The 17,241-nt window shown below is 68.7% G+C and carries 14 protein-coding genes; 7 read left to right on the top strand and 7 right to left on the bottom strand.

Annotated features, from left to right (window positions below):
* Positions 1 to 162 precede the first annotated feature (162 nt).
* From CAL15_RS23250 to CAL15_RS23240, 3 genes are read left to right on the top strand one after another with little or no spacing between them, the layout of a single operon-like run.
* A complete protein-coding gene (locus CAL15_RS23250) occupies positions 163 to 1,137 on the top strand; it encodes a gluconate 2-dehydrogenase subunit 3 family protein (protein WP_086080673.1) in 975 nt (324 codons plus the stop codon).
* Positions 1,130 to 2,899, top strand: a complete 1,770-nt coding sequence (locus CAL15_RS23245; protein WP_086080672.1) for a GMC family oxidoreductase — start codon at positions 1,130 to 1,132, stop codon at positions 2,897 to 2,899. The genes CAL15_RS23250 and CAL15_RS23245 overlap by 8 nt, the downstream gene beginning before the upstream one ends.
* Positions 2,899 to 3,852: a c-type cytochrome gene (locus CAL15_RS23240; RefSeq protein ID WP_086080671.1), complete on the top strand. Its 954-nt coding sequence runs from the start codon at positions 2,899 to 2,901 to the stop codon at positions 3,850 to 3,852. The genes CAL15_RS23245 and CAL15_RS23240 overlap by 1 nt, the downstream gene beginning before the upstream one ends.
* Here CAL15_RS23240 and CAL15_RS23235 read toward each other — a convergent pair.
* The gene (locus CAL15_RS23235; protein ID WP_086080670.1) at positions 3,801 to 5,009 is read right to left on the bottom strand and encodes an alpha-hydroxy acid oxidase; all 1,209 of its coding nucleotides are present in this window, start codon (positions 5,007 to 5,009) and stop codon (positions 3,801 to 3,803) included. The two genes, CAL15_RS23240 and CAL15_RS23235, sit on opposite strands and share 52 nt — an antisense overlap.
* Before the next feature lie 215 nt (positions 5,010 to 5,224).
* Here CAL15_RS23235 and CAL15_RS23230 point away from each other — a divergent pair, with 215 nt between their 5' ends.
* Both CAL15_RS23230 and CAL15_RS23225 read left to right on the top strand, forming a co-directional pair.
* Entirely contained in the window at positions 5,225 to 6,007 is a 783-nt protein-coding gene (locus CAL15_RS23230; RefSeq protein WP_086080669.1) for an enoyl-CoA hydratase/isomerase family protein, read from the top strand.
* Between the two features lie 52 nt (positions 6,008 to 6,059).
* Positions 6,060 to 7,268 (top strand): CaiB/BaiF CoA transferase family protein, encoded by a 1,209-nt coding sequence (locus tag CAL15_RS23225; RefSeq protein WP_086080668.1) that lies wholly within the window; start codon positions 6,060 to 6,062, stop codon positions 7,266 to 7,268.
* 73 nt (positions 7,269 to 7,341) lie between these two features.
* On the opposite strand, the gene CAL15_RS23220 is transcribed toward CAL15_RS23225, so the two are convergent.
* Entirely contained in the window at positions 7,342 to 8,256 is a 915-nt protein-coding gene (locus tag CAL15_RS23220; RefSeq protein ID WP_086080667.1) for a transcriptional regulator GcvA, read from the bottom strand.
* Positions 8,257 to 8,573: 317 nt separating this feature from the next.
* On the opposite strand from CAL15_RS23220, the gene CAL15_RS23215 reads away from it, so the two are divergent.
* On the top strand, positions 8,574 to 9,536 hold the full coding sequence (locus CAL15_RS23215) for a Bug family tripartite tricarboxylate transporter substrate binding protein (RefSeq protein WP_232468064.1): 963 nt from the start codon (positions 8,574 to 8,576) through the stop codon (positions 9,534 to 9,536).
* A 102-nt stretch (positions 9,537 to 9,638) separates the two neighbouring features.
* Here CAL15_RS23215 and CAL15_RS23210 read toward each other — a convergent pair whose 3' ends face one another.
* The 4 genes from CAL15_RS23210 to CAL15_RS23195 are packed head-to-tail and all read right to left on the bottom strand — an operon-like array spanning position 9,639 to position 13,502.
* A complete protein-coding gene (locus CAL15_RS23210) occupies positions 9,639 to 10,625 on the bottom strand; it encodes a threonine/serine dehydratase (RefSeq protein ID WP_086080665.1) in 987 nt (328 codons plus the stop codon).
* 17 nt (positions 10,626 to 10,642) lie between these two features.
* Complete coding sequence (locus tag CAL15_RS23205) at positions 10,643 to 11,926, bottom strand: MFS transporter (protein WP_086080664.1); 1,284 nt, start codon at positions 11,924 to 11,926, stop codon at positions 10,643 to 10,645.
* The gene (argE, locus tag CAL15_RS23200; RefSeq protein ID WP_086080663.1) at positions 11,923 to 13,134 is read right to left on the bottom strand and encodes an acetylornithine deacetylase; all 1,212 of its coding nucleotides are present in this window, start codon (positions 13,132 to 13,134) and stop codon (positions 11,923 to 11,925) included. Before argE ends, CAL15_RS23205 begins: the two co-directional genes overlap by 4 nt.
* Positions 13,131 to 13,502 carry a RidA family protein gene (locus CAL15_RS23195; RefSeq protein ID WP_086080662.1) on the bottom strand — a complete coding sequence of 124 codons (372 nt, stop codon included), beginning with the start codon at positions 13,500 to 13,502 and terminating at the stop codon, positions 13,131 to 13,133. Before CAL15_RS23195 ends, argE begins: the two co-directional genes overlap by 4 nt.
* A 197-nt stretch (positions 13,503 to 13,699) precedes the next feature.
* Here CAL15_RS23195 and CAL15_RS23190 point away from each other — a divergent pair, with 197 nt between their 5' ends.
* Positions 13,700 to 14,713: a helix-turn-helix transcriptional regulator gene (locus CAL15_RS23190; protein WP_086080661.1), complete on the top strand. Its 1,014-nt coding sequence runs from the start codon at positions 13,700 to 13,702 to the stop codon at positions 14,711 to 14,713.
* Positions 14,714 to 14,780: 67 nt separating this feature from the next.
* On the opposite strand, the gene CAL15_RS23185 is transcribed toward CAL15_RS23190, so the two are convergent.
* Positions 14,781 to 16,958 (bottom strand): malate synthase G, encoded by a 2,178-nt coding sequence (locus CAL15_RS23185; RefSeq protein ID WP_086080660.1) that lies wholly within the window; start codon positions 16,956 to 16,958, stop codon positions 14,781 to 14,783.
* Positions 16,959 to 17,241 lie beyond the last annotated feature (283 nt).

The raw sequence follows: 17,241 nt of genomic DNA, 5'->3' as shown, positions 1-17,241 counted from the left end.
TCCAGTGGATGGGTCGACTCGTTCGACGCGCAATTGCCGTGCCGGGTTTCTTGCACGCCGGGCAAGCGACTTGCTGGGGCATGCCCTCGCGGCGCGCGGGGTTTGCGCGTGCTCGCAAACCAGGGGCCGGCGCAATGGCGGCTCCGCATCTGGAGTCCACACATGGATGAGCCGTCCATACAGGGTCGACGCGGTTTGCTGAAGGCCATCACGCTGGCGGTGCCAGGCGCCTGGCTGGCGCGGGGACAGTCCGCTGCCGCGCAGCAGGCTGCCGCGCCGACCGCGGCGCCCGGGCAGGATCCGTCCGCGGCCGGGCAACCGCCCGCCGCTGCCAACGACGCCCAGGGTCCGCGTACCGGCACTGTCGCCACGCCTGCCAACCGTACGCTGAAGTTCTTCAACAAGCAGGAAGCCGAGGCCATCGACGCGATTGTGGCGCGCCTGATTCCGGCCGACGACCTGGGCCCGGGCGCCAAAGAGGCCGGCGTGACGACCTTTCTGGACGAGCAGCTTGCCGGGGCGTGGGGCGCCGGCGATCAGTTCTATCGGTCCGGTCCCTTCGAGGAAGGCACGGCCGAGCAGGGCTATCAGCTCTCGTTCACGCCCGCCGAGATGTTCCGCCGCGGCCTGGCCGAGCTGGACGCGGCGACCCGCAAGCAGGACGGCAAGCCGTTCGCCGAGCTGGACGAAGGCACGCAGGACGAGTGGCTGCGCCTGATGCAGTCCGGCAAGGCGGACTTCTCGCCGCTGCCTTCCGACATCTTCTTCCAGGCCCTGATGGACGGCGCCGTGGAAGGCTTCTTCTCGGATCCGCAGTATGGCGGCAACGTCGACATGGTGGGCTGGAAGCTGGTGGGCTTTCCCGGCGCGTACGCGAGTTTTTCCACCGACATCGAGCGCCACGGCGTGATCTGGGCCGGGCAGCCGGTGTCCATCGCGATGGCGAAGCCGCACCAGATGGACCACGGCGCGCACGATCCGGCGCAATCCCAACCGTCTTCTCAGCCTGCATCGCCGCCGCCCCAGGCGCCGGGCAAGCCGCAGTCTTCGCTGCAGCCGCCCGAGCCTGCGCGCCGCTTCGGCGCCGGGCCGCAGCACGCTGCCGCCACGCTCTCACAGGAGGCCGCGCATGGCTGAGAACCTGCCCAAGGTCGACGTGGCCATCATCGGTGGCGGTTGGACGGGCTCCATCATCGGCAAGGAGCTGGCCGCGGCCGGCCAGCGCGTGGTGGTGCTGGAGCGCGGCGAGGCGCGCTGGCCCTCGCCGGACTTCCAGGGCCCGAACGTGCACGACGAGCTGAAGTACACGCGCCGCCACGCGCTGCACCAGAACGCCGCCACCGAGACCTACACCTTCCGCAACAACACGAAGCAGAAGGCGCTGCCGATGCGCCGCTGGCAGTTCGCGTATCCGGGCACGCACCTGGGCGGAGCGGGCAATCACTGGTCGGGCGCGTACTACCGCTTCGATCCCACCGATTTCAATCTGCGCAGCCACTACGAAGAGCGCTATGGCAAGGGCTTCATCGACGATGACCTGACCAGCCAGGACTGGCCGCTGAGCTACGACGAACTGGAACCGTACTTCGACCGCTTCGACTACCTGATCGGCGCGTCGGGGCAGGCGGGCAACATCAAGGGCCAGAAGCAGGAGGGCGGCAACCCCTTCGAGCCATGGCGTTCACGGCCGTATCCCAACCCTCCGATGAAGGTGCCCTACGCGCCCGCGCTGTTCGGCGAGGCCGCGCGCAAGCTGGGATATCACCCGTACGTGCAGCCCTCGGCCTTATGCACGCGGCCGTATGTGAACACCGAAGGGCTGCACATGAGCGCCTGCGTGTACTGCGGCTTCTGTTCGAACTTCGGCTGCGAGCACTTCGCCAAAGCATCGCCGCAGGTCTGCATCCTGCCGGTGGCGCTGAAGATGGAAAACTTCGAGATCCGCACCGGCGCGCACGTGCTGCGAGTGGAGCTGACCGAGGACAAGAAGCGCGCGCGGGGCGTGACGTATGTGGACGCCGCGGGCAAGGAGGTGTTCCAGCCGGCCGATACGGTGTTCCTGTGCGCGTTCGGCATCAACAACGTAAGGCTGCTGCTGCTGTCGGGCATCGGCAAGCCCTACGATCCCGAGACCAACACGGGCGTGGTGGGGCGTAACTACACGCACCAGACAACCTCGGGCGTGAACCTGTTCTTCGAAGAGTCGATCAACATCAATCCGTTCATGGGCGCCGGCGCGGTGGCGGTGACGATGGACGACTTCAGCGCCGACAACTTCGATCACGGACCGCACAAGTTCGTGGGCGGCGGATACCTGCAGATCCAGGTGGTCAGCGGCGCGCCCATCGGCTATCACCCCACGCCCAAGGGCACCCCCTCGTGGGGCTCGGAGTGGAAGAAGGCGGTCAAGCGCTACTACAACCACTCCGCGTCGATCACGATCACGGGATCGGCGCAGCCCACGCGCGGCGCGTATCTCAGCCTGGACCCGACCTACAAGGACGCGTGGGGTCTGCCGCTGCTGCGCGTGACGTATGACTTTCCGGACAACGACATCCGGCTGTCGGCATTTCTTACCGCCAAGGGTGACGAGATCGGCCGTGCGATGCGCGGGGTAGTGGCCACCGAGCCCGGGCCGCGCAAACGGCCGTTCTCGGCCACGGCGTACCAGTCCACGCATCTGACCGGCGGCGCCATCATGGGCGACGATCCGCAGACCAGCGTGGTGAACCGGTACGGGCAGGTGTGGGACGTGCCCAACGTGTTCGTGACCGGGGCGGCGCTGTTCCCGCAGAACTCCAACTACAACCCGACCGCGACGGTGGGCGCCACGGCCTATTGGATCGTGGACAAGATCAAGGCGGACTACCTGCGTTCGCCGGGACCGTTGGTGACGTGATGAGCAACTCCGCGAAGGGCGCATGGCTCGTGGTGGGGCTGGCCGTGGCGCTGCCCACGGTCACCCTGGTCGCCACGTGGCTGCAGATGCAGAACACCGGCCGCGACAGCCTGATCCGCGGCACCGAGGTGCCGGCGTCGCAGGTGCAGGCCGTGGCGGCCGGCGGCGCCGCGCAGAACCAGCAGGGGCAGCCCGGCGTGCCCGCCAGCCAGGCGGTGCCCGGCAGGGGTGGCGATCCGGCCGCGCCGCCCGCCAGCGGGAGCCAGTCGCCCCCGCGTCCTTCGCAGCCCGAGCCCGGGCGCAGCGCGGTCGATTTCACGGCCTTCAAGCCGAGCTGGCAACCCGCCCTGGACAAGGCCGATGCCAAGCTGGGCCAGCAGCTGGCCAGCGCGGGCCGCCCGGCGGACGGCGTGCAGGCCTGCGTGGCGTGTCACGGCCAGCAGGGCATGTCGCCGGCCGGTTCGAGTTTTCCGCATCTGGCGGGCCAGAGCCCCGACTACCTCGCCAAGCAGCTGACGGATTACCAAAGCGGCAAGCGCAGCCATCCGCTGATGAGCACGATCGCCAAGGGCCTGGCGCCCGAAGAGATCGGCAACCTGGCGCGCTACTACGGCTCGCTGCCGAAGCCGGCGCTGCAGGCCACCACCGGCCCGCAGGCGGCGCGCATGCTCGACGTGCAGGGCGACAACGGCCGCGCGCTGCCGGCCTGTGCGAACTGCCACGGCCTGCAGGGCAGCGGAGAAGGCGCGCTGCTGCCGCGGCTGGCCGGCCAGCCGAAGGGATACTTCGTGGACCAGATGAACGCATTCCGCGGCGGGCAGCGCGCCAACGACGACGTGGGCGTGATGCGGGCGTTCGCGCAGCGGCTGACGCCGGAAGAGATCCAGGCCCTGGCCGACTATTACTCCGCGGCGGCTGCAACCGGCACGGCGGCGGCCGCGCCTGGCAGGTAGGGCTCGAGGCTGGGCACGGCGCGCAGCAGTATGCCGCGGTCCACGTCGGCGATGGAGGTGCGGCCGCAGAAGGCCATGGTCAGGTCCAGCTCTTTGTGCAGGATGCGCAGGGCCTGCATGACGCCTTCCTCGCCGCCCGCGCCCAGGCCATACAGCATGGCGCGCCCGATGTAGGTGCCGCGCGCGCCCAGCGCCACGGCCTTGAGCACGTCCTGGCCGGATCGCACGCCGCCGTCCATGTGCACTTCGATGCGCGAGCCGACCGCATCGACGATGGCCGGCAGCGCCGTGATGGACGAGGGGGCGCCGTCCAGCTGGCGCCCGCCGTGGTTGGATACGATGATGGCGTCGGCGCCGGCGTTGACCGCCAGGCGTGCGTCCTCCACGTCCTGGATGCCCTTCAGGATCAACGGGCCGCCCCATTTCTCCTTGATCCAGCGCACGTCGTTCCAGTTCAACGTGGGATCGAACTGGCGCGCGGTCCATTCCGACAGCGAGCCCATCTCGTCCACGCCGGTGACGTGGCCGAAGATGTTGCCCAGCGTGCGGCGCGGCGTGCCCGCCATGCCCAGCAGCCATCGCGGCTTGGTCGCCACGTTCAGCAGGTTGCGCAAGGTCAAGCGGGGTGGTGCGGACAGGCCGTTCTTCAGGTCTTTGTGGCGCTGCCCGCTGATCTGCAGGTCCAGCGTCAGCACCAGCGCCGAACAGTTGGCGGCCTTGGCGCGGGCGATGAGGCGTTCTACGAACGCGCGGTCGCGCATCACGTACAGCTGGAACCAGAAGGGATGGCCGTCGGTACCCTGGGCCACGTCCTCGATCGAGCAGATGCTCATGGTGGACAGGGTGAACGGGATGCCGAAGCGCTTGGCCGCGCGCGCCGCGAGAATCTCTCCATCGGCGTGCTGCATGCCGGTCAGGCCGGTGGGGGCGATGGCCACCGGCATGGCCACCTCGTGGCCGACCATGGTGCTGCGCGTGTCGCGCCGGGCCAGGTCGACCGCCACGCGCTGGCGCAGCAGGATCTGGCCGAAGTCGCGCTCATTGGCGCGATAAGTGGATTCCGTCCACGAGCCCGAGTCGGCGTACTCGTAGAACATGCGGGGCACGCGCCGCTTCGCCATGAGGCGCAGGTCTTCGATACTGGTGATGGTCATGATGGGCGCAGTCTAGGAAGCCCGCGCATGCGCGGCAAGGGACTTTTCTTTGAAGCCATCCATAGAAAAATTCATGCATGGCAGCCCGAGTTTTTCTTGAAACCATCCCCAATGTTTCTCGTTATGCCGCCGCGGGTGCGGCTCCTAGAATCTGCGGACATCTTGCGGTCGCGCCGTGTCGCGATCGCCGAATCTTCCATGTCCAAGAGCCGCAGCTTATGTCCTCAGAGTCCATCCTGGTCGCCGTCGACGGCCCCATCGCCACCGTGACGTTCAACCGCCCGCAGCAGCGCAACGCCCTGGACTACGCCGCATGGCAGCGGCTTGCCCAAGTGATGGGGGAATTGTCGGCCGACGATGCATTGCGCTGCGTGGTGCTGCGCGGCGCGGGCGGCCAGGCCTTCTCGGCAGGCGCCGACATCAGCGAGTTTCCGACGCGTCGGCTGAACGCGCAGCAGGCGGCGCAGTACGGCGCCGTCACGCACCGCGCCATGCAGGCCATCGCCGAATGCCGCCATCCCACGCTGGCCTTGATCGAGGGGTCCTGCGTCGGCGGTGGATTGGAGATGGCGTCGATGTGCGACATGCGCATCTGCGGCGCATCCAGCCGCTTCGGCGTGCCGGTGAACAAGCTGGGGCTGGTGATGTCGTACGGCGAACTGCGTGGGCTCATCGCATTGACGGGCAGCGCCATCGCGATGGAGATCGTGCTGGAGGGACGCGTGTTCGACGCGCGCGAGGCGCTGGACAAGCGCCTGGTGAACCGCGTGGTCGCCGATGCGCAGGTGGCCGAGGAAAGCTATGCGGCCGCGCGCCGCATCTGCCAGGGCGCGCCGCTGGTGGCGCGCTGGCACAAGCGCTTCGCGCAGCGGCTGGCCAGGCCCGAGCCGCTGACGGCCGAGGAATGGTCGGAGTCGTACGCGTGCTTCGACACGGAGGACTTCCGCATCGGCTATCGCGCCTTCCTGGACAAGACACGCCCCGAGTTCGTGGGCCGCTGAGCCCGGCACGTCGCGGTTCCACACGTTTCCAGCAGCTCTCTGAAGCACACATATGAATCTGCCTCTTTCGAATATCCGGGTGTTGGACGTCAGCCAGGTGATGGCCGGCCCGTTCTGCTGCATGTTGCTGGGCGACATGGGCGCCGACGTCATCAAGGTCGAGCCTCCCGGCGTGGGCGACCAGACGCGCTCGGCCATGGGCTTCAAGCTGAAGGGGGCCGACAGCGGCGGCTTCCTGGCGCTGAACCGCAACAAGCGCAGTGTCGAACTCGACCTGAAATCCGACGCGGGCCGCGAGGCCTTCTACGAGCTGGTGAAGACGGCCGACGTGCTGGTCGAGAACAACCGGCCCGGCGTGGTGGCGCGGCTGAAGATCGACTATCCGACGCTGCGCGAGATCAATCCGCGGCTGGTGTACGCGAGCATCTCGGGCTTTGGGCAGACAGGCCCCTGGGCCGGACGACCCGGCTTCGACCTGATCGCGCAGGCCATGACGGGGGTGATGAGCGTCATGGGTCATCCCGACGGCGACCCGGTGAAGTCCAGCGTGCCGGTGGCCGATCTGGGCGCCGGGCTGTTCGCCGTGTATGGCATCCTCAGCGCGCTGCTTGGCCGGCAGCACAGCGGTGTGGGCCAGCACGTGGACGCTTCGCTGTTCGAGACGGCGCTGGGCCTGTCGATCTGGGAAACGGCCGAATTCTGGGGCACGGGCAAGCTGCCGGCGCCCATCGGCAGCGCCAACCGCATGAGCGCGCCGTACCAGGCGCTGCGCGCCGCGGACCGGTACTTCGTGCTGGGAGCGGCCAACCAGAAGCTGTGGCTGGCGCTGTGCGGCGTGGTGCAACGGCCCGATCTGGCCGACGATGCGCGCTTTGCCACCAACGTCGATCGCCTGCGCAACCGCGTCGAACTGGTGGCCGAGCTGGAGGCCAGCCTGGCGGCGCGGCCCGCGGCCGAATGGGTGGAGGCGCTGCTGGCGGCGGGCATACCGGCCGCGCCCATCCTGGACTATGCCGAAGCCCTGGACAGCGAACAGGCCCGGGCCCGCGACATGGTGATGGAGATGACCCATCCGGTGGAAGGCCCCGTCAAGGCGTTGGGCTTTCCGGTGAAGCTGAGCGGCACGCCGCAGCAGGTGCGCCGCGCCCCGCCGCTGCTGGGCGAGCATACGCGCGAAGTGCTGGCCGAGTGCGGCCTGGACGGCGCGGCGCTGGAGGCCCTGGGCCGGCGCGGCGCGTTCGGCGCCCGCGGCACGACGTGATGCGAGGGCCGGCCCACCGATGCGCGGGCCGGCCACGCAGCGAGGATGTCAGGAACGCGGCGCGCCGGCGCCGCTACGCCTGCGCATCATCCGCCGCAACTTCGGCGCGCATCCATTCGGTGAACGTGGCGATGGTGGGATCGTCGGCGCGCTCTTCGGGGTAGACCACGTAGTACCCGTATTCCACCGGCAGACTGGTGTCGAAGGGCCGTACGAGCCGCCCGTCGGCCAGCTCTTGCGTGACCCAGTTCTTCTTGGCCAAGGCCACGCCCAGTCCGTCCACCGCCGCATTGATCACCAGGTAGCTGGGCCAGAACGAGGGGCCGCGCGCGGCGTCCACGTCCGTGACGCCGGCATGCTGCAGCCACATGGCCCAGTCGGGGTTGCTCGCATCGGTATAGGTGCTGTCGTCGTGCAGCAGCGTGTGATGGCGCAGGTCTTCCGGACGGCGCAGCGGATGCGCCCCGTGCATCAGTTTGGGGCTGCATACCGGAAACACCTCGACCGACAGGCAGCGCTCGGCGCGCAGGCCCGCGTACTGGCCGCGTCCGTAGCGGATCGCCAGGTCGATGTCTTCGCGCGCGAAGTCCACCATCTTGGCCGAGGTCGAGACCTTCAGGTCGATGGAAGGGTTCGAGGTCATGAAGCGCGCCATGCGCGGGATCAGCCACTTCACGGCGAAGGTCGGCGGCACGTTGATGCGCAGCACGGGCAGTTCGGCCGCCTGCAGGCGCTGAGTGGCCTGGGCCAACTGCTTGAAGGCCCGCTGCACCTCGGGCAGATACGCGCGGCCCGACGGCGTAAGCGCCAGCGACTTGCCCAGCCGCGAGAACAGCGGTACGCCCAGGGTGTCTTCCAATACCTTGACCTGGTGGCTGACGGCCGAGGGCGTGACGAAGAGCTCCTCGGCGGCGCGGGTGAAGCTGAGCAGCCGCGCCGCGGCCTCGAAGGCGCGTAGGGGATTGAGCGGGGGCATCTGGCGTGCCATCGGGGGAGTCTCCTGCAGCCGGCGCGCGCCTGTCGACACGGGCGGCCGGTTCTTCATGTCGGGTCATGGGCGCGGACCGCCGCGCCTCATGCCGCGAGTATATGCCTCCGCCGCATGCGTCACGTTGTGCGGCGCGCGATGCGCCCACGCGCTCGGCGATCGGCGTGCATGAAGTTTTCTTGGGTCGCGCGTGAATATTTATCCGTTGTTGAGCAGCGTGGCGCTCCGTAGACTGGCGGCGTCGCATCGTGGCACGGACCGTGGCCGCGATATGCATAAGAACGGCGCGGACCAGTCCCGCGCAACAGGAGACGAAGTTGAAGAGACGTACTTTCCTGGCCGCCATGGCGGCCTCGGCGGCAGCGCCGCTGGTACGCGCGCAGACGCGCGGCGGCCCCATCAAGATCGTCGTGGGCTTTCCTCCCGGCGGCGGCACGGACGCCGTGGCGCGCGTGCTCGCCGCCAAGCTGGCCGAACGCTGGGGAACGCCCGTGATGGTGGAGAACCGCGCGGGCGCGGCCAGTGTGATCGCCGCCTCGTACGTGGCCAAGCAGCCCGCCGACGGCAGCACGCTCCTGATGACCAACATCAGCAATCACGCGATCGCACCCAGCCTGTACCCCGCGCTGGAGTACGACGTGAAGCGCGATTTCACACCCGTGGTGCTGGTGGGGGTGACGCCGCTGCTGCTGATCGGCAATGCGCAGCGGCCGGCCGCCAACGTGGCTGAACTGGCCGAGCTGTGCCGCAAGAATCCAGGCGCCGTGCGCTTCGGTTCGGCGGGCGTCGGTTCTTCGCAGCACCTGGCGCTGGAGATGTTCAAGCTGCAGGCCAAGGTCGATGCGCTGCACGTGCCGTATCGCGGTTCGGGCCCGATGGTGACCGACCTGCTGGGAGGCCAGATCGACTACAGCTTCGAGACCATGGCCTCTGCCACGCCGCTGGGCAAGGCCGGCAAGGTGAAGGTGCTGGCGCAGACGCGCGCCAAGCGGGCCAAGGGTTTCCCGGACGTGCCCACGGTGGCCGAACAGGGCTATCCCGGCTTCGACGCCAGCACCTGGTATGGCCTGGTGGGGCCGCGCGGCATGGACGCCGGCAAGGTGCGCGACATCAATCGCGACCTGAACGAGGTCCTGGGCATGCCCGACGTGATCGCGCAGATGGACACGTATGGCGCCGAGGACGGCGGCGATACGCCGCAGAAGTTCGCGGCGTTCATCGACAGCGAGATCGACAAGTGGGCGCGCGTCATCCGCGATGCGCGCGTGCAGCCAGCGTGACTGGCGCGGCCGGGCTACGGGCGGTGGTCGCGCGCAAAGCGGCCGCCGAGACCGCGCGCAGGCATGCCGCGCCTGCCGCCGCGGTTCGCGCAGCCGCCCGGCTCAGGCGCCCAGGTGCCGCGCCACCGTGGCCGGATCGGTGTTGGTGCCGCACAGCAGCACGCCTACGCGCTTGCCGGCCAGGTCGCGCTTGAGCGGGCCGACCAGGCCCGCCGTGGCCGTGGCGCAGGCCGGCTCCACCGCCAGCTTCAGCTGGTCGAACAGCAGCCGCATCGAGTCGCGGATCTCGTCGTCGGAAACCTTCACCAGCCGGTCGACGTTGCGCCGGCAAAGGTCGTAGCCGTACTGCTCGGTGTGCGGCGCCATCAGGCTGTCGGCGATGCTCTGCATCGGGCCCATCTTGATCGGCCCGCCGGCCTCGAAGCTGCGGTGCATGGCGTCCGCCCCCTCGGGTTCGACGCCGTAGACCTGGCAATCAGGAGCGATGAGCTTGACCGCCGTGGCGATGCCGGCGATCAGACCGCCGCCGCCGATCGGCACGATGACCGCGTCCAGGTCGCCCGCCTGTTCCAGCCATTCCTGGCCCAGCGTGGCGGTGCCCAGCACCGTGCGGTAGCCGTTGAAGGGGTGCACGAAGTAGCGGCCTTCTTCGGCCTCGATGCGATGCACCGCGTCGAAGGCGGCCTGGCCGTTGTCGGCCATGACCACTTCGGCCCCGTACTGGCGGCACAGCGCCACGCGCGCGGGGCTGGCGGTCTTGATCATGACGACCTTGGCCGAGAGGCCCAGCCGCATCGCCGCGTACGCCACGGCCACGGCATGATTGCCGGCCGACACGCACGTGACGCCGGCCTGGCGCCGCGCCTCGTCCAGCGCCAGCAGGTTCGAGAACGCGCCGCGCGCCTTGAAGGTGCCGCTGGCCTGCAGCAGCTCGAACTTGAAGTTCAGCCGCGTGCCGGGCATGGGATCGAAGTCGTGCTTGTCCAGCACGGGCGTGGTTCGTACCCACTCGCGCAGGTCGGCGCGCAGCGCGCCGATGGCGGCGCGGTCGGGCTGGGTGACGGTGTCGTAAGGAGAGGAAGTCGTCATGTGTAGCCTGGGATGTATCAGCGCAGGCCGAGGCGGCTGCGTACGCCCGCCAGCGCGGCGATGCTGATGAGGGCGGCGAAGATGAGATAGAAGCTGGGCGCGTAGGGATCGCCGGTGGCCGAGATTAGCCACGTGATGATGAACGGCGCGAAGCCACCGAAGATGGTAACCGCGATGCTGTAGGCGAGCGACATGCCGGTGGTGCGCGTGCGCGTGGGGAAGAGATCGCTGAGCAGGGCCGGCAGCGCGCCGAAGTAGCCGGCCAGCAGCACGCCGATGATGATCTGCACGCCTATCATCGTGCCGAAGGTGGGCGAGCTGGCCAGCAGGTGGAACAGCGGATAGATCAGCACCACGAACAGCGAGGCCGACAGCAGCATGATGCCGGTGCGGCCATGGCGGTCGGACCAGTGCCCCACCAGCGGCGCGACCACGAATTGCACGATGCCGGTGGCCAGCGTTGCGGCGAAGGCCGCCGACTGCGGGATCTTCAGCGTCTTGGTGGCATAGGTGGGCATGTACAGCACCAGGTACGTGGCCACGGTGCCCAGCACCACGGTGCCGATGGCAAGCAGCAGCCGCAGGCGGTTGTGCGCGAAGGTGTCGGCCAGCGGCGTCTCGTTCGGCCCCGCCTCGAGGAAGTCGGGGGTCTCGTCGATGCGGGTGCGGATGTAGTAGGCGACCGGACCGATCAACAGGCCGAAGAAGAAGGGAATGCGCCAGCCCCAGCTGTTCAGCTGTTCGGGCGTCAGCCACTGCGTGAGGCCTGCGCCGAAGCCGGCTGCCAGCAGCGTGGTGAGGCCCTGGCTGGCCACCTGCCAGCTGGCGAAGAAGCCGCGCCGGTTGGGCGTGTGCTCCGCCAGGAAGGCGGTGGCGCTGCCGAACTCGCCGCCCGCCGAGAAGCCCTGGATCATGCGCGCGACCACGATGCCGATGGGCGCCCAGATGCCGATGCTATCGTAGGTCGGCATGATGGCGATCAGCAGCGTGCCCAGCATCATCAGCATGATGGACAGCGTCAGCGTGGCGCGCCGGCCGACGCGGTCGGCGTACACGCCCAGCACCAGCGCGCCCAGCGGCCGCATGAAGAACGACACGCCGAACGTGCCCAGCGTCAGCAGCAGCGAGACGGTCTCGTTGGTCGAGGGGAAGAACAGCTTCGAGATGATCACGGCGAAGAAGCCGTAGACCACGAGGTCGAACCATTCGAGCGCGTTGCCGATCGAGGCCGAGGCGATGATGCGCGAGGACGAGACCTTGCGCTTGCCGACGGGCGTGGAAAGAGTAGCGGCGGTGTTCATGACGGTATGGGTTCCGCAGAGGGCTGTTGGTCCAGCGCGAGGCTGTCGATCACTTTGTTCAGGAAGTCGGCGCATTGCGCGACCTGGTCCAGCGCAACGTATTCATTGGGCTTGTGCGCCTGCTGGATGTCGCCCGGGCCGCAGATCACCGAAGGAATGCCGGCCTGCTGGAACTGGCCGGCCTCGGTGCCGTAGGCCACCTTGCGCGTTTCGCGGTCGGCGGTCAGGGCGCGCACCAGCTGCGTGATGGCGGTCTGCTCGGCGGCGTCCAGCGAGGGCGCGCCGGCCAGCGACTCGAGCTCGATGGCGGCGTTCGGGTGCTCGGCGCGCATGCGCGGCAGCAGCACCTCTTGCGCGTACTCGTGGATGCGGGCGAAGAAGCGCTGCGGATCGGCGCCCGGCAGGTTGCGGTGCTCGAACTCGAACTGGCACAGCGCCGGAATGGTGTTGACCGCGATGCCGCCCGTGATGGTGCCGACCTGCGCGGTGCTGAAGGGCACGTCGAAGGCCTGGTCGAACGGGCCTTCGCGGCGCATCTCGTCGGCCAGGTCGCGGATGAAGCAGATCAGCCGCGCCGCATACTCGATGGCGTTCAGGCCGCGCGGCGTCAGCGACGAATGCGAGGCATGCCCGCGCACGCAGCAGCGCCACACATTGATGCCTTTGTGCGCCACGATCACGCGCATCGAGGTGGGCTCACCTACGATGCAGCCTTCGGGGCGCACGCCGCGCGCCTTCAGGTCGGCCAGCATGATGGGCGCGCCCAGGCAGCCCATTTCCTCGTCGTACGACAGCGCGAAGTGCACCGGCTTGGCCAGGCGCGTATCGACCAGGCGCGGCAGCATGGACAGCGCCGTGCCGATGAAGCCCTTCATGTCGCATGTCCCGCGGCCGTACAGCCTGCCGTCGCGGATCTCGGGCGAGAACGGATCGTGGTCCCATTGCTGCCCGTCCACCGGCACGGTGTCGGTGTGGCCGGACAGCACGATGCCGCCCTGCGTGGCGCCGTCGGCTGCCGGCACGGTGGCGTACAGGTTGGCCTTGGCCCCGCTGCTGTCGTGGCTGAGATGGGCATCGATGCCGGCGCGGCGCAATTCGTCGCGCACCATCTCGATGAGGCCCAGGTTCGAATTGCGGCTGGTGGTGTCGATGGACACCAGGCGCTTGATCCAGTCGATCGCGGCGTCCTGTCCGGGATGGCTGCTCATCGTTGCGTCTCCTTGATCTGCGCGATGGCCTCGATCTCCACCAGCGCGCCCGGCAGCATCAGGTCCGCACGTACGGTGGAGCGGGACGGCAGGGTCATGCCCTCGAAGAAGCCGCCATAGGCCTGGTCGAAGGCCCGGAAATCGTCGACGCGTGTGAGCCAGACGGTGGTCTTCACGATGTCGGCGCGGGTCAGGCCCACGGCCGACAGATGGCGCTCGATGTGCTCGAGGCAGGTGCGGGTCTGCTCGACGACATCGTTGCCGACGATGCGCAGGTCTGTGCCGAAGGCCATCTGGCCCGAGACGAACACCAGCGGGCCCGCGCGGCGGGTCGAGGAAAACTTGGGATGGGGCAGGGCGTCGGCCATGGCAACGGAAAGTCGGAAAAATGCGGTCCAGCTTAGCCATCCGCCGCGCATCGCGCTTCTGTGCGGGCGGCAGTTTTGTTTGCGCGGTGGGCAGGCCATACTGCAAAGCCGCATGAATACGGGTTTACCCGCGATGCGGTGCGCTTGCCGGGTCGTCGGCTTGACGCTGGCGGAAGCGGGCCGGTAACGTGGCCGCCATGATTGCGCACGTCCCCGGCCCCGCTACCGCCATGACTCCCGTCGTGGCTGCGGGACTGCACGCTTATGTTCCGCATTCGTTCGAGGTGATCGACATCGCGGCGGCGGGTTCGGCGTGCTTCATCGCGTCGCGGCCGGTGGGGCCGGGCATGCAGGGCTATCGCGACACCCTGGTGTTCGGCCCCGGCCTGTCGGCCAGCTGGGCGGAAGTGGCGCGGCCCGGCGCCACCGAAGAGCACTACGACTGCAGCGGTGCGCTGAAGATCCATCTGCGGCTGGCAGGCCAGTCCGCGATCACCGACGGGCGCGAGCCGGTGCATGCCATCGGGGCGGACTCGTGCAGCGCGCTGTTGCAGCCGCGCGGCGCCCGCAAGCTCGAGCTGTTCCGGTCGGGCGAGCGCGAGCGCTCGGTGACCATCTCGTGCACGCGTGACTATCTGGTGCAGGAACTGGGCCTGGACGCCGGCCGCTATGACGGCGCGCTGGCCCGCTATCTGGGCGGCGAGCCCGACCCGTTCGCGCTGTTCCATGCGGGCCTGTCGGCCTCGATGCGGCGGGCGGCGCAATGCTTCTTCGATCCCATGGACGATCGTGTCGCGCGGCGCCTGCGCCTGCAGTCCCGCACGCAGGACGTGCTGCGCGACTTCTTCACGCTGATGCTGCAGTCCGGCGACGCGCCGTGCGACCCGCGGCCGCGCGACCGCGCCATCGCCGAGCGCGCCGCGGCGCGGCTGGCCGATGCCCTGCGCGACCCGCCCAGCGTGCATGAACTGGCGGGCCAGGCGGGCGTCAGCGTGTCCAAGCTGGAGCGCGCCTTCAAGGCGGTGCAGGGCGTGACGCTGTCGGAGTATCTGCTGGCCGCGCGCATGCGGCACGCCATGGCGCTGATCCGCCAGGCTCGCCTGCCCGTCACGCAGGTGGCGCTGGAAGTGGGCTACGAGCACGCGGGCAACTTCTCCACCGCCTTCCGCCGCCACTACGGCATGTCGCCGCGCGACGCGGCGCGGCGCTGACAGGCATCGCGATTCGCGATGCAAGCCGGCCCGCGCATGGCGCGCGGACCGGGGCGCCGCTACCGCATCAGGCCTGGCCGGCCTTGAACGCCAGGCGGTACTGGTGCAGCAGCGGCTCGGTGTAGCCGTTGGGCTGCGACAGGCCCTCGAACACCAGGGCGCATGCGGCGCGATAGGCGAACGAGGACTGGAAGCCCGGCGCCATGGGGCGGTAGTACGGGTCATTGGCGTTCTGCTTGTCCACCACGGCGGCCATGCGCTGGAAGGTCTCTTCGACCTGGGCGCGGTTGGTGATGCCGTGGTGCAGCCAGTTGGCGATGTGCTGGCTGGAGATGCGCAGCGTGGCGCGGTCTTCCATCAGGCCCACGTTGTTGATGTCGGGCACCTTGGAGCAGCCCACGCCCTGGTCGATCCAGCGCACCACGTAACCCAGGATGCCCTGCGCGTTGTTGTCCAGTTCGCGCTGGATGTCTTCGTCAGACCATTCCGAGGGCGTGCCCACCGGCACGGTCAACAGGCCCGACAGCAGTTCGTCGCGCACGGTGTCCAGGCGGGTCTTCTCCAGTTCTTGCTGGACGGCCTGCACGTCGACCTGGTGATAGTGCAGCGCATGCAGCGTGGCGGCGGTGGGCGAGGGGACCCACGCGGTATTCGCGCCGGCCTTGGGATGGCCGATCTTCTGCTCCAGCATGGCGGCCATCATGTCGGGCATGGCCCACATGCCCTTGCCGATCTGCGCGCGGCCGCGCAGGCCGCAGTCCAGGCCGACCAGGACGTTGTTGCGCTCGTATGCGGCGATCCAGGCGCTGCTCTTCATGTCGCCCTTGCGCATCATGGGACCGGCTTCCATGGACGAATGCATCTCGTCGCCGGTGCGGTCGAGGAAGCCCGTGTTGATGAAGGCCACGCGGTCGGCGGCGGCCTGGATGCAGGCCTTCAGGTTGACGCTGGTGCGGCGCTCTTCGTCCATGATGCCCATCTTCAGCGTGTTGCGCGGCAGCGCCAGCAGGTCTTCCACGCGCGAGAACAGTTCGCTGGCGAAGGCCACTTCGTCGGGGCCGTGCATCTTGGGCTTGACGATGTAGACCGAGCCGTTGCGGGAGTTGCGCCGGCTCTTGAGGTCGTGCAGCGCGGCCAGCGAGGTGACCACGGCGTCGAGGATGCCCTCGGGCAGTTCGTTGCCGTCGCGGTCGAGCACGGCGGGGTTGGTCATCAGGTGGCCCACGTTGCGCACGAACATCAGCGAGCGGCCATGCAGCGTCAGCGTGCCGCCGTCGGGTTTGCGGTATTCGCGGTCGGGGTTCAGGCGGCGGGTGAAGGTCTTGCCGCCCTTCGTGACTTCCTCGGCCAGGTCGCTCTTCATCAAGCCGAGCCAGTTGCGATAGACCAGCACCTTGTCGTCGGCATCGACCGCGGCCACCGAGTCTTCGCAGTCCATGATGGTGGTCAGCGCGGCCTCGAGCAGCACGTCCTTCACGCCGGCGGCGTCGGTGGCGCCGATGGAGTGCTTGCGGTCGATCTGGATCTCAAAGTGCAGGCCGTTGTTGCGCAGCAGGACGGCGTCGGGCGTGGCGGCCTCGCCTTGGTAGCCCAGGAATTGCCCGGGGTGCTTCAGGCCCGTTTCGCCCTGCTTCAGCGTGACCGACAGCTTGCCGTCGCGCACGCTGTAGCCGGTGGCATCGGCATGCGAGCCCTGCGCCAGCGGCGCGGCGCCGTCCAGGAAGGCGCGGGCGCGCGCGATGACGGCCTGGCCGCGCTTGGCGTTGTAGGCATTGCCGGGCGCCAAGTCGCCATCCAGCGCGATGGCGTCGGTGCCGTACAGGGCGTCGTACAGGCTGCCCCACCGGGCGTTGGCGGCATTCAGGGCGTAGCGCGCGTTGGACACCGGCACCACGAGCTGCGGGCCCGCCTGCTGCGCGATCTCGCTGTCGACGTTCTGCGTGCCGGCCTTCACCGCGCCGGGCTGCGGCTGCAGGTAGCCGATGTCTTCCAGGAACTTGCGATAGGCGGCCGGATCGGCGATGGGGCCCGGATGGGCGCGGTGCCAGTCATCCAGCTCGACCTGCAGCGCGTCGCGCTTCGCCAGCAGTTCGCGGTTGCGCGGCGCCAGGTCGTGCGCCAGGGCGGCGAAGCCCTGCCAGAACGTGGCGCTGTCCAGCCCGGTGCCGGGCAGGGCTTCGTCCTCGATGAAGCGGTACAGCGTGGTCGCCACTTGCAGGCCGTGTTGCGGGGTGCGGTCGGTCATGGGGTGTCTCTGGATCGTTGAGGGGCGGCTGCGGGGCGCAGCCGCACGGTCGGACGGATGTCCTCGTGGTGTTCGCGGGATCGCCGTCATGATCACCTTGCCTTGCCTCCGATGTCCATAGCGCGGACCACTGGTCATACCAGTTTGTGAGGCCGGGAATTCGCCTTTTATCGGATTTCGTGCTTTGATTTCAATGACTTGATGCCGCGCTGGCGGATATGGGCCGCCGATAGGCGGCGGCCGGTCATACCAGTTACGGCCGGCGTGCGCCATCTTGTGGAAT

The sequence above is a fragment of the Bordetella genomosp. 13 genome (genome assembly GCF_002119665.1).
Lineage (GTDB): Bacteria > Pseudomonadota > Gammaproteobacteria > Burkholderiales > Burkholderiaceae_B > Bordetella.
Note: the sequence above shows the minus strand (reverse complement) of the source record. Positions and strands in the feature narration are given on the sequence as shown.

What these genes read in the sequence shown, in the direction of transcription:
- CAL15_RS23210 (WP_086080665.1), bottom strand. Translation starts at nt 10,625, where the DNA reads ATGACGACTTCCTCTCCTTACGACACCGTCACCCAGCCCGACCGCGCC.
- CAL15_RS23195 (WP_086080662.1), bottom strand. Translation starts at nt 13,502, where the DNA reads ATGGCCGACGCCCTGCCCCATCCCAAGTTTTCCTCGACCCGCCGCGCG.
- CAL15_RS23245 (WP_086080672.1), top strand. Translation starts at nt 1,130, where the DNA reads ATGGCTGAGAACCTGCCCAAGGTCGACGTGGCCATCATCGGTGGCGGT.
- CAL15_RS23230 (WP_086080669.1), top strand. Translation starts at nt 5,225, where the DNA reads ATGTCCTCAGAGTCCATCCTGGTCGCCGTCGACGGCCCCATCGCCACC.
- CAL15_RS23185 (WP_086080660.1), bottom strand. Translation starts at nt 16,958, where the DNA reads ATGACCGACCGCACCCCGCAACACGGCCTGCAAGTGGCGACCACGCTG.
- CAL15_RS23225 (WP_086080668.1), top strand. Translation starts at nt 6,060, where the DNA reads ATGAATCTGCCTCTTTCGAATATCCGGGTGTTGGACGTCAGCCAGGTG.
- CAL15_RS23250 (WP_086080673.1), top strand. Translation starts at nt 163, where the DNA reads ATGGATGAGCCGTCCATACAGGGTCGACGCGGTTTGCTGAAGGCCATC.
- CAL15_RS23205 (WP_086080664.1), bottom strand. Translation starts at nt 11,926, where the DNA reads ATGAACACCGCCGCTACTCTTTCCACGCCCGTCGGCAAGCGCAAGGTC.
- CAL15_RS23190 (WP_086080661.1), top strand. Translation starts at nt 13,700, where the DNA reads ATGATTGCGCACGTCCCCGGCCCCGCTACCGCCATGACTCCCGTCGTG.
- argE (WP_086080663.1), bottom strand. Translation starts at nt 13,134, where the DNA reads ATGAGCAGCCATCCCGGACAGGACGCCGCGATCGACTGGATCAAGCGC.
- CAL15_RS23220 (WP_086080667.1), bottom strand. Translation starts at nt 8,256, where the DNA reads ATGGCACGCCAGATGCCCCCGCTCAATCCCCTACGCGCCTTCGAGGCC.
- CAL15_RS23240 (WP_086080671.1), top strand. Translation starts at nt 2,899, where the DNA reads ATGAGCAACTCCGCGAAGGGCGCATGGCTCGTGGTGGGGCTGGCCGTG.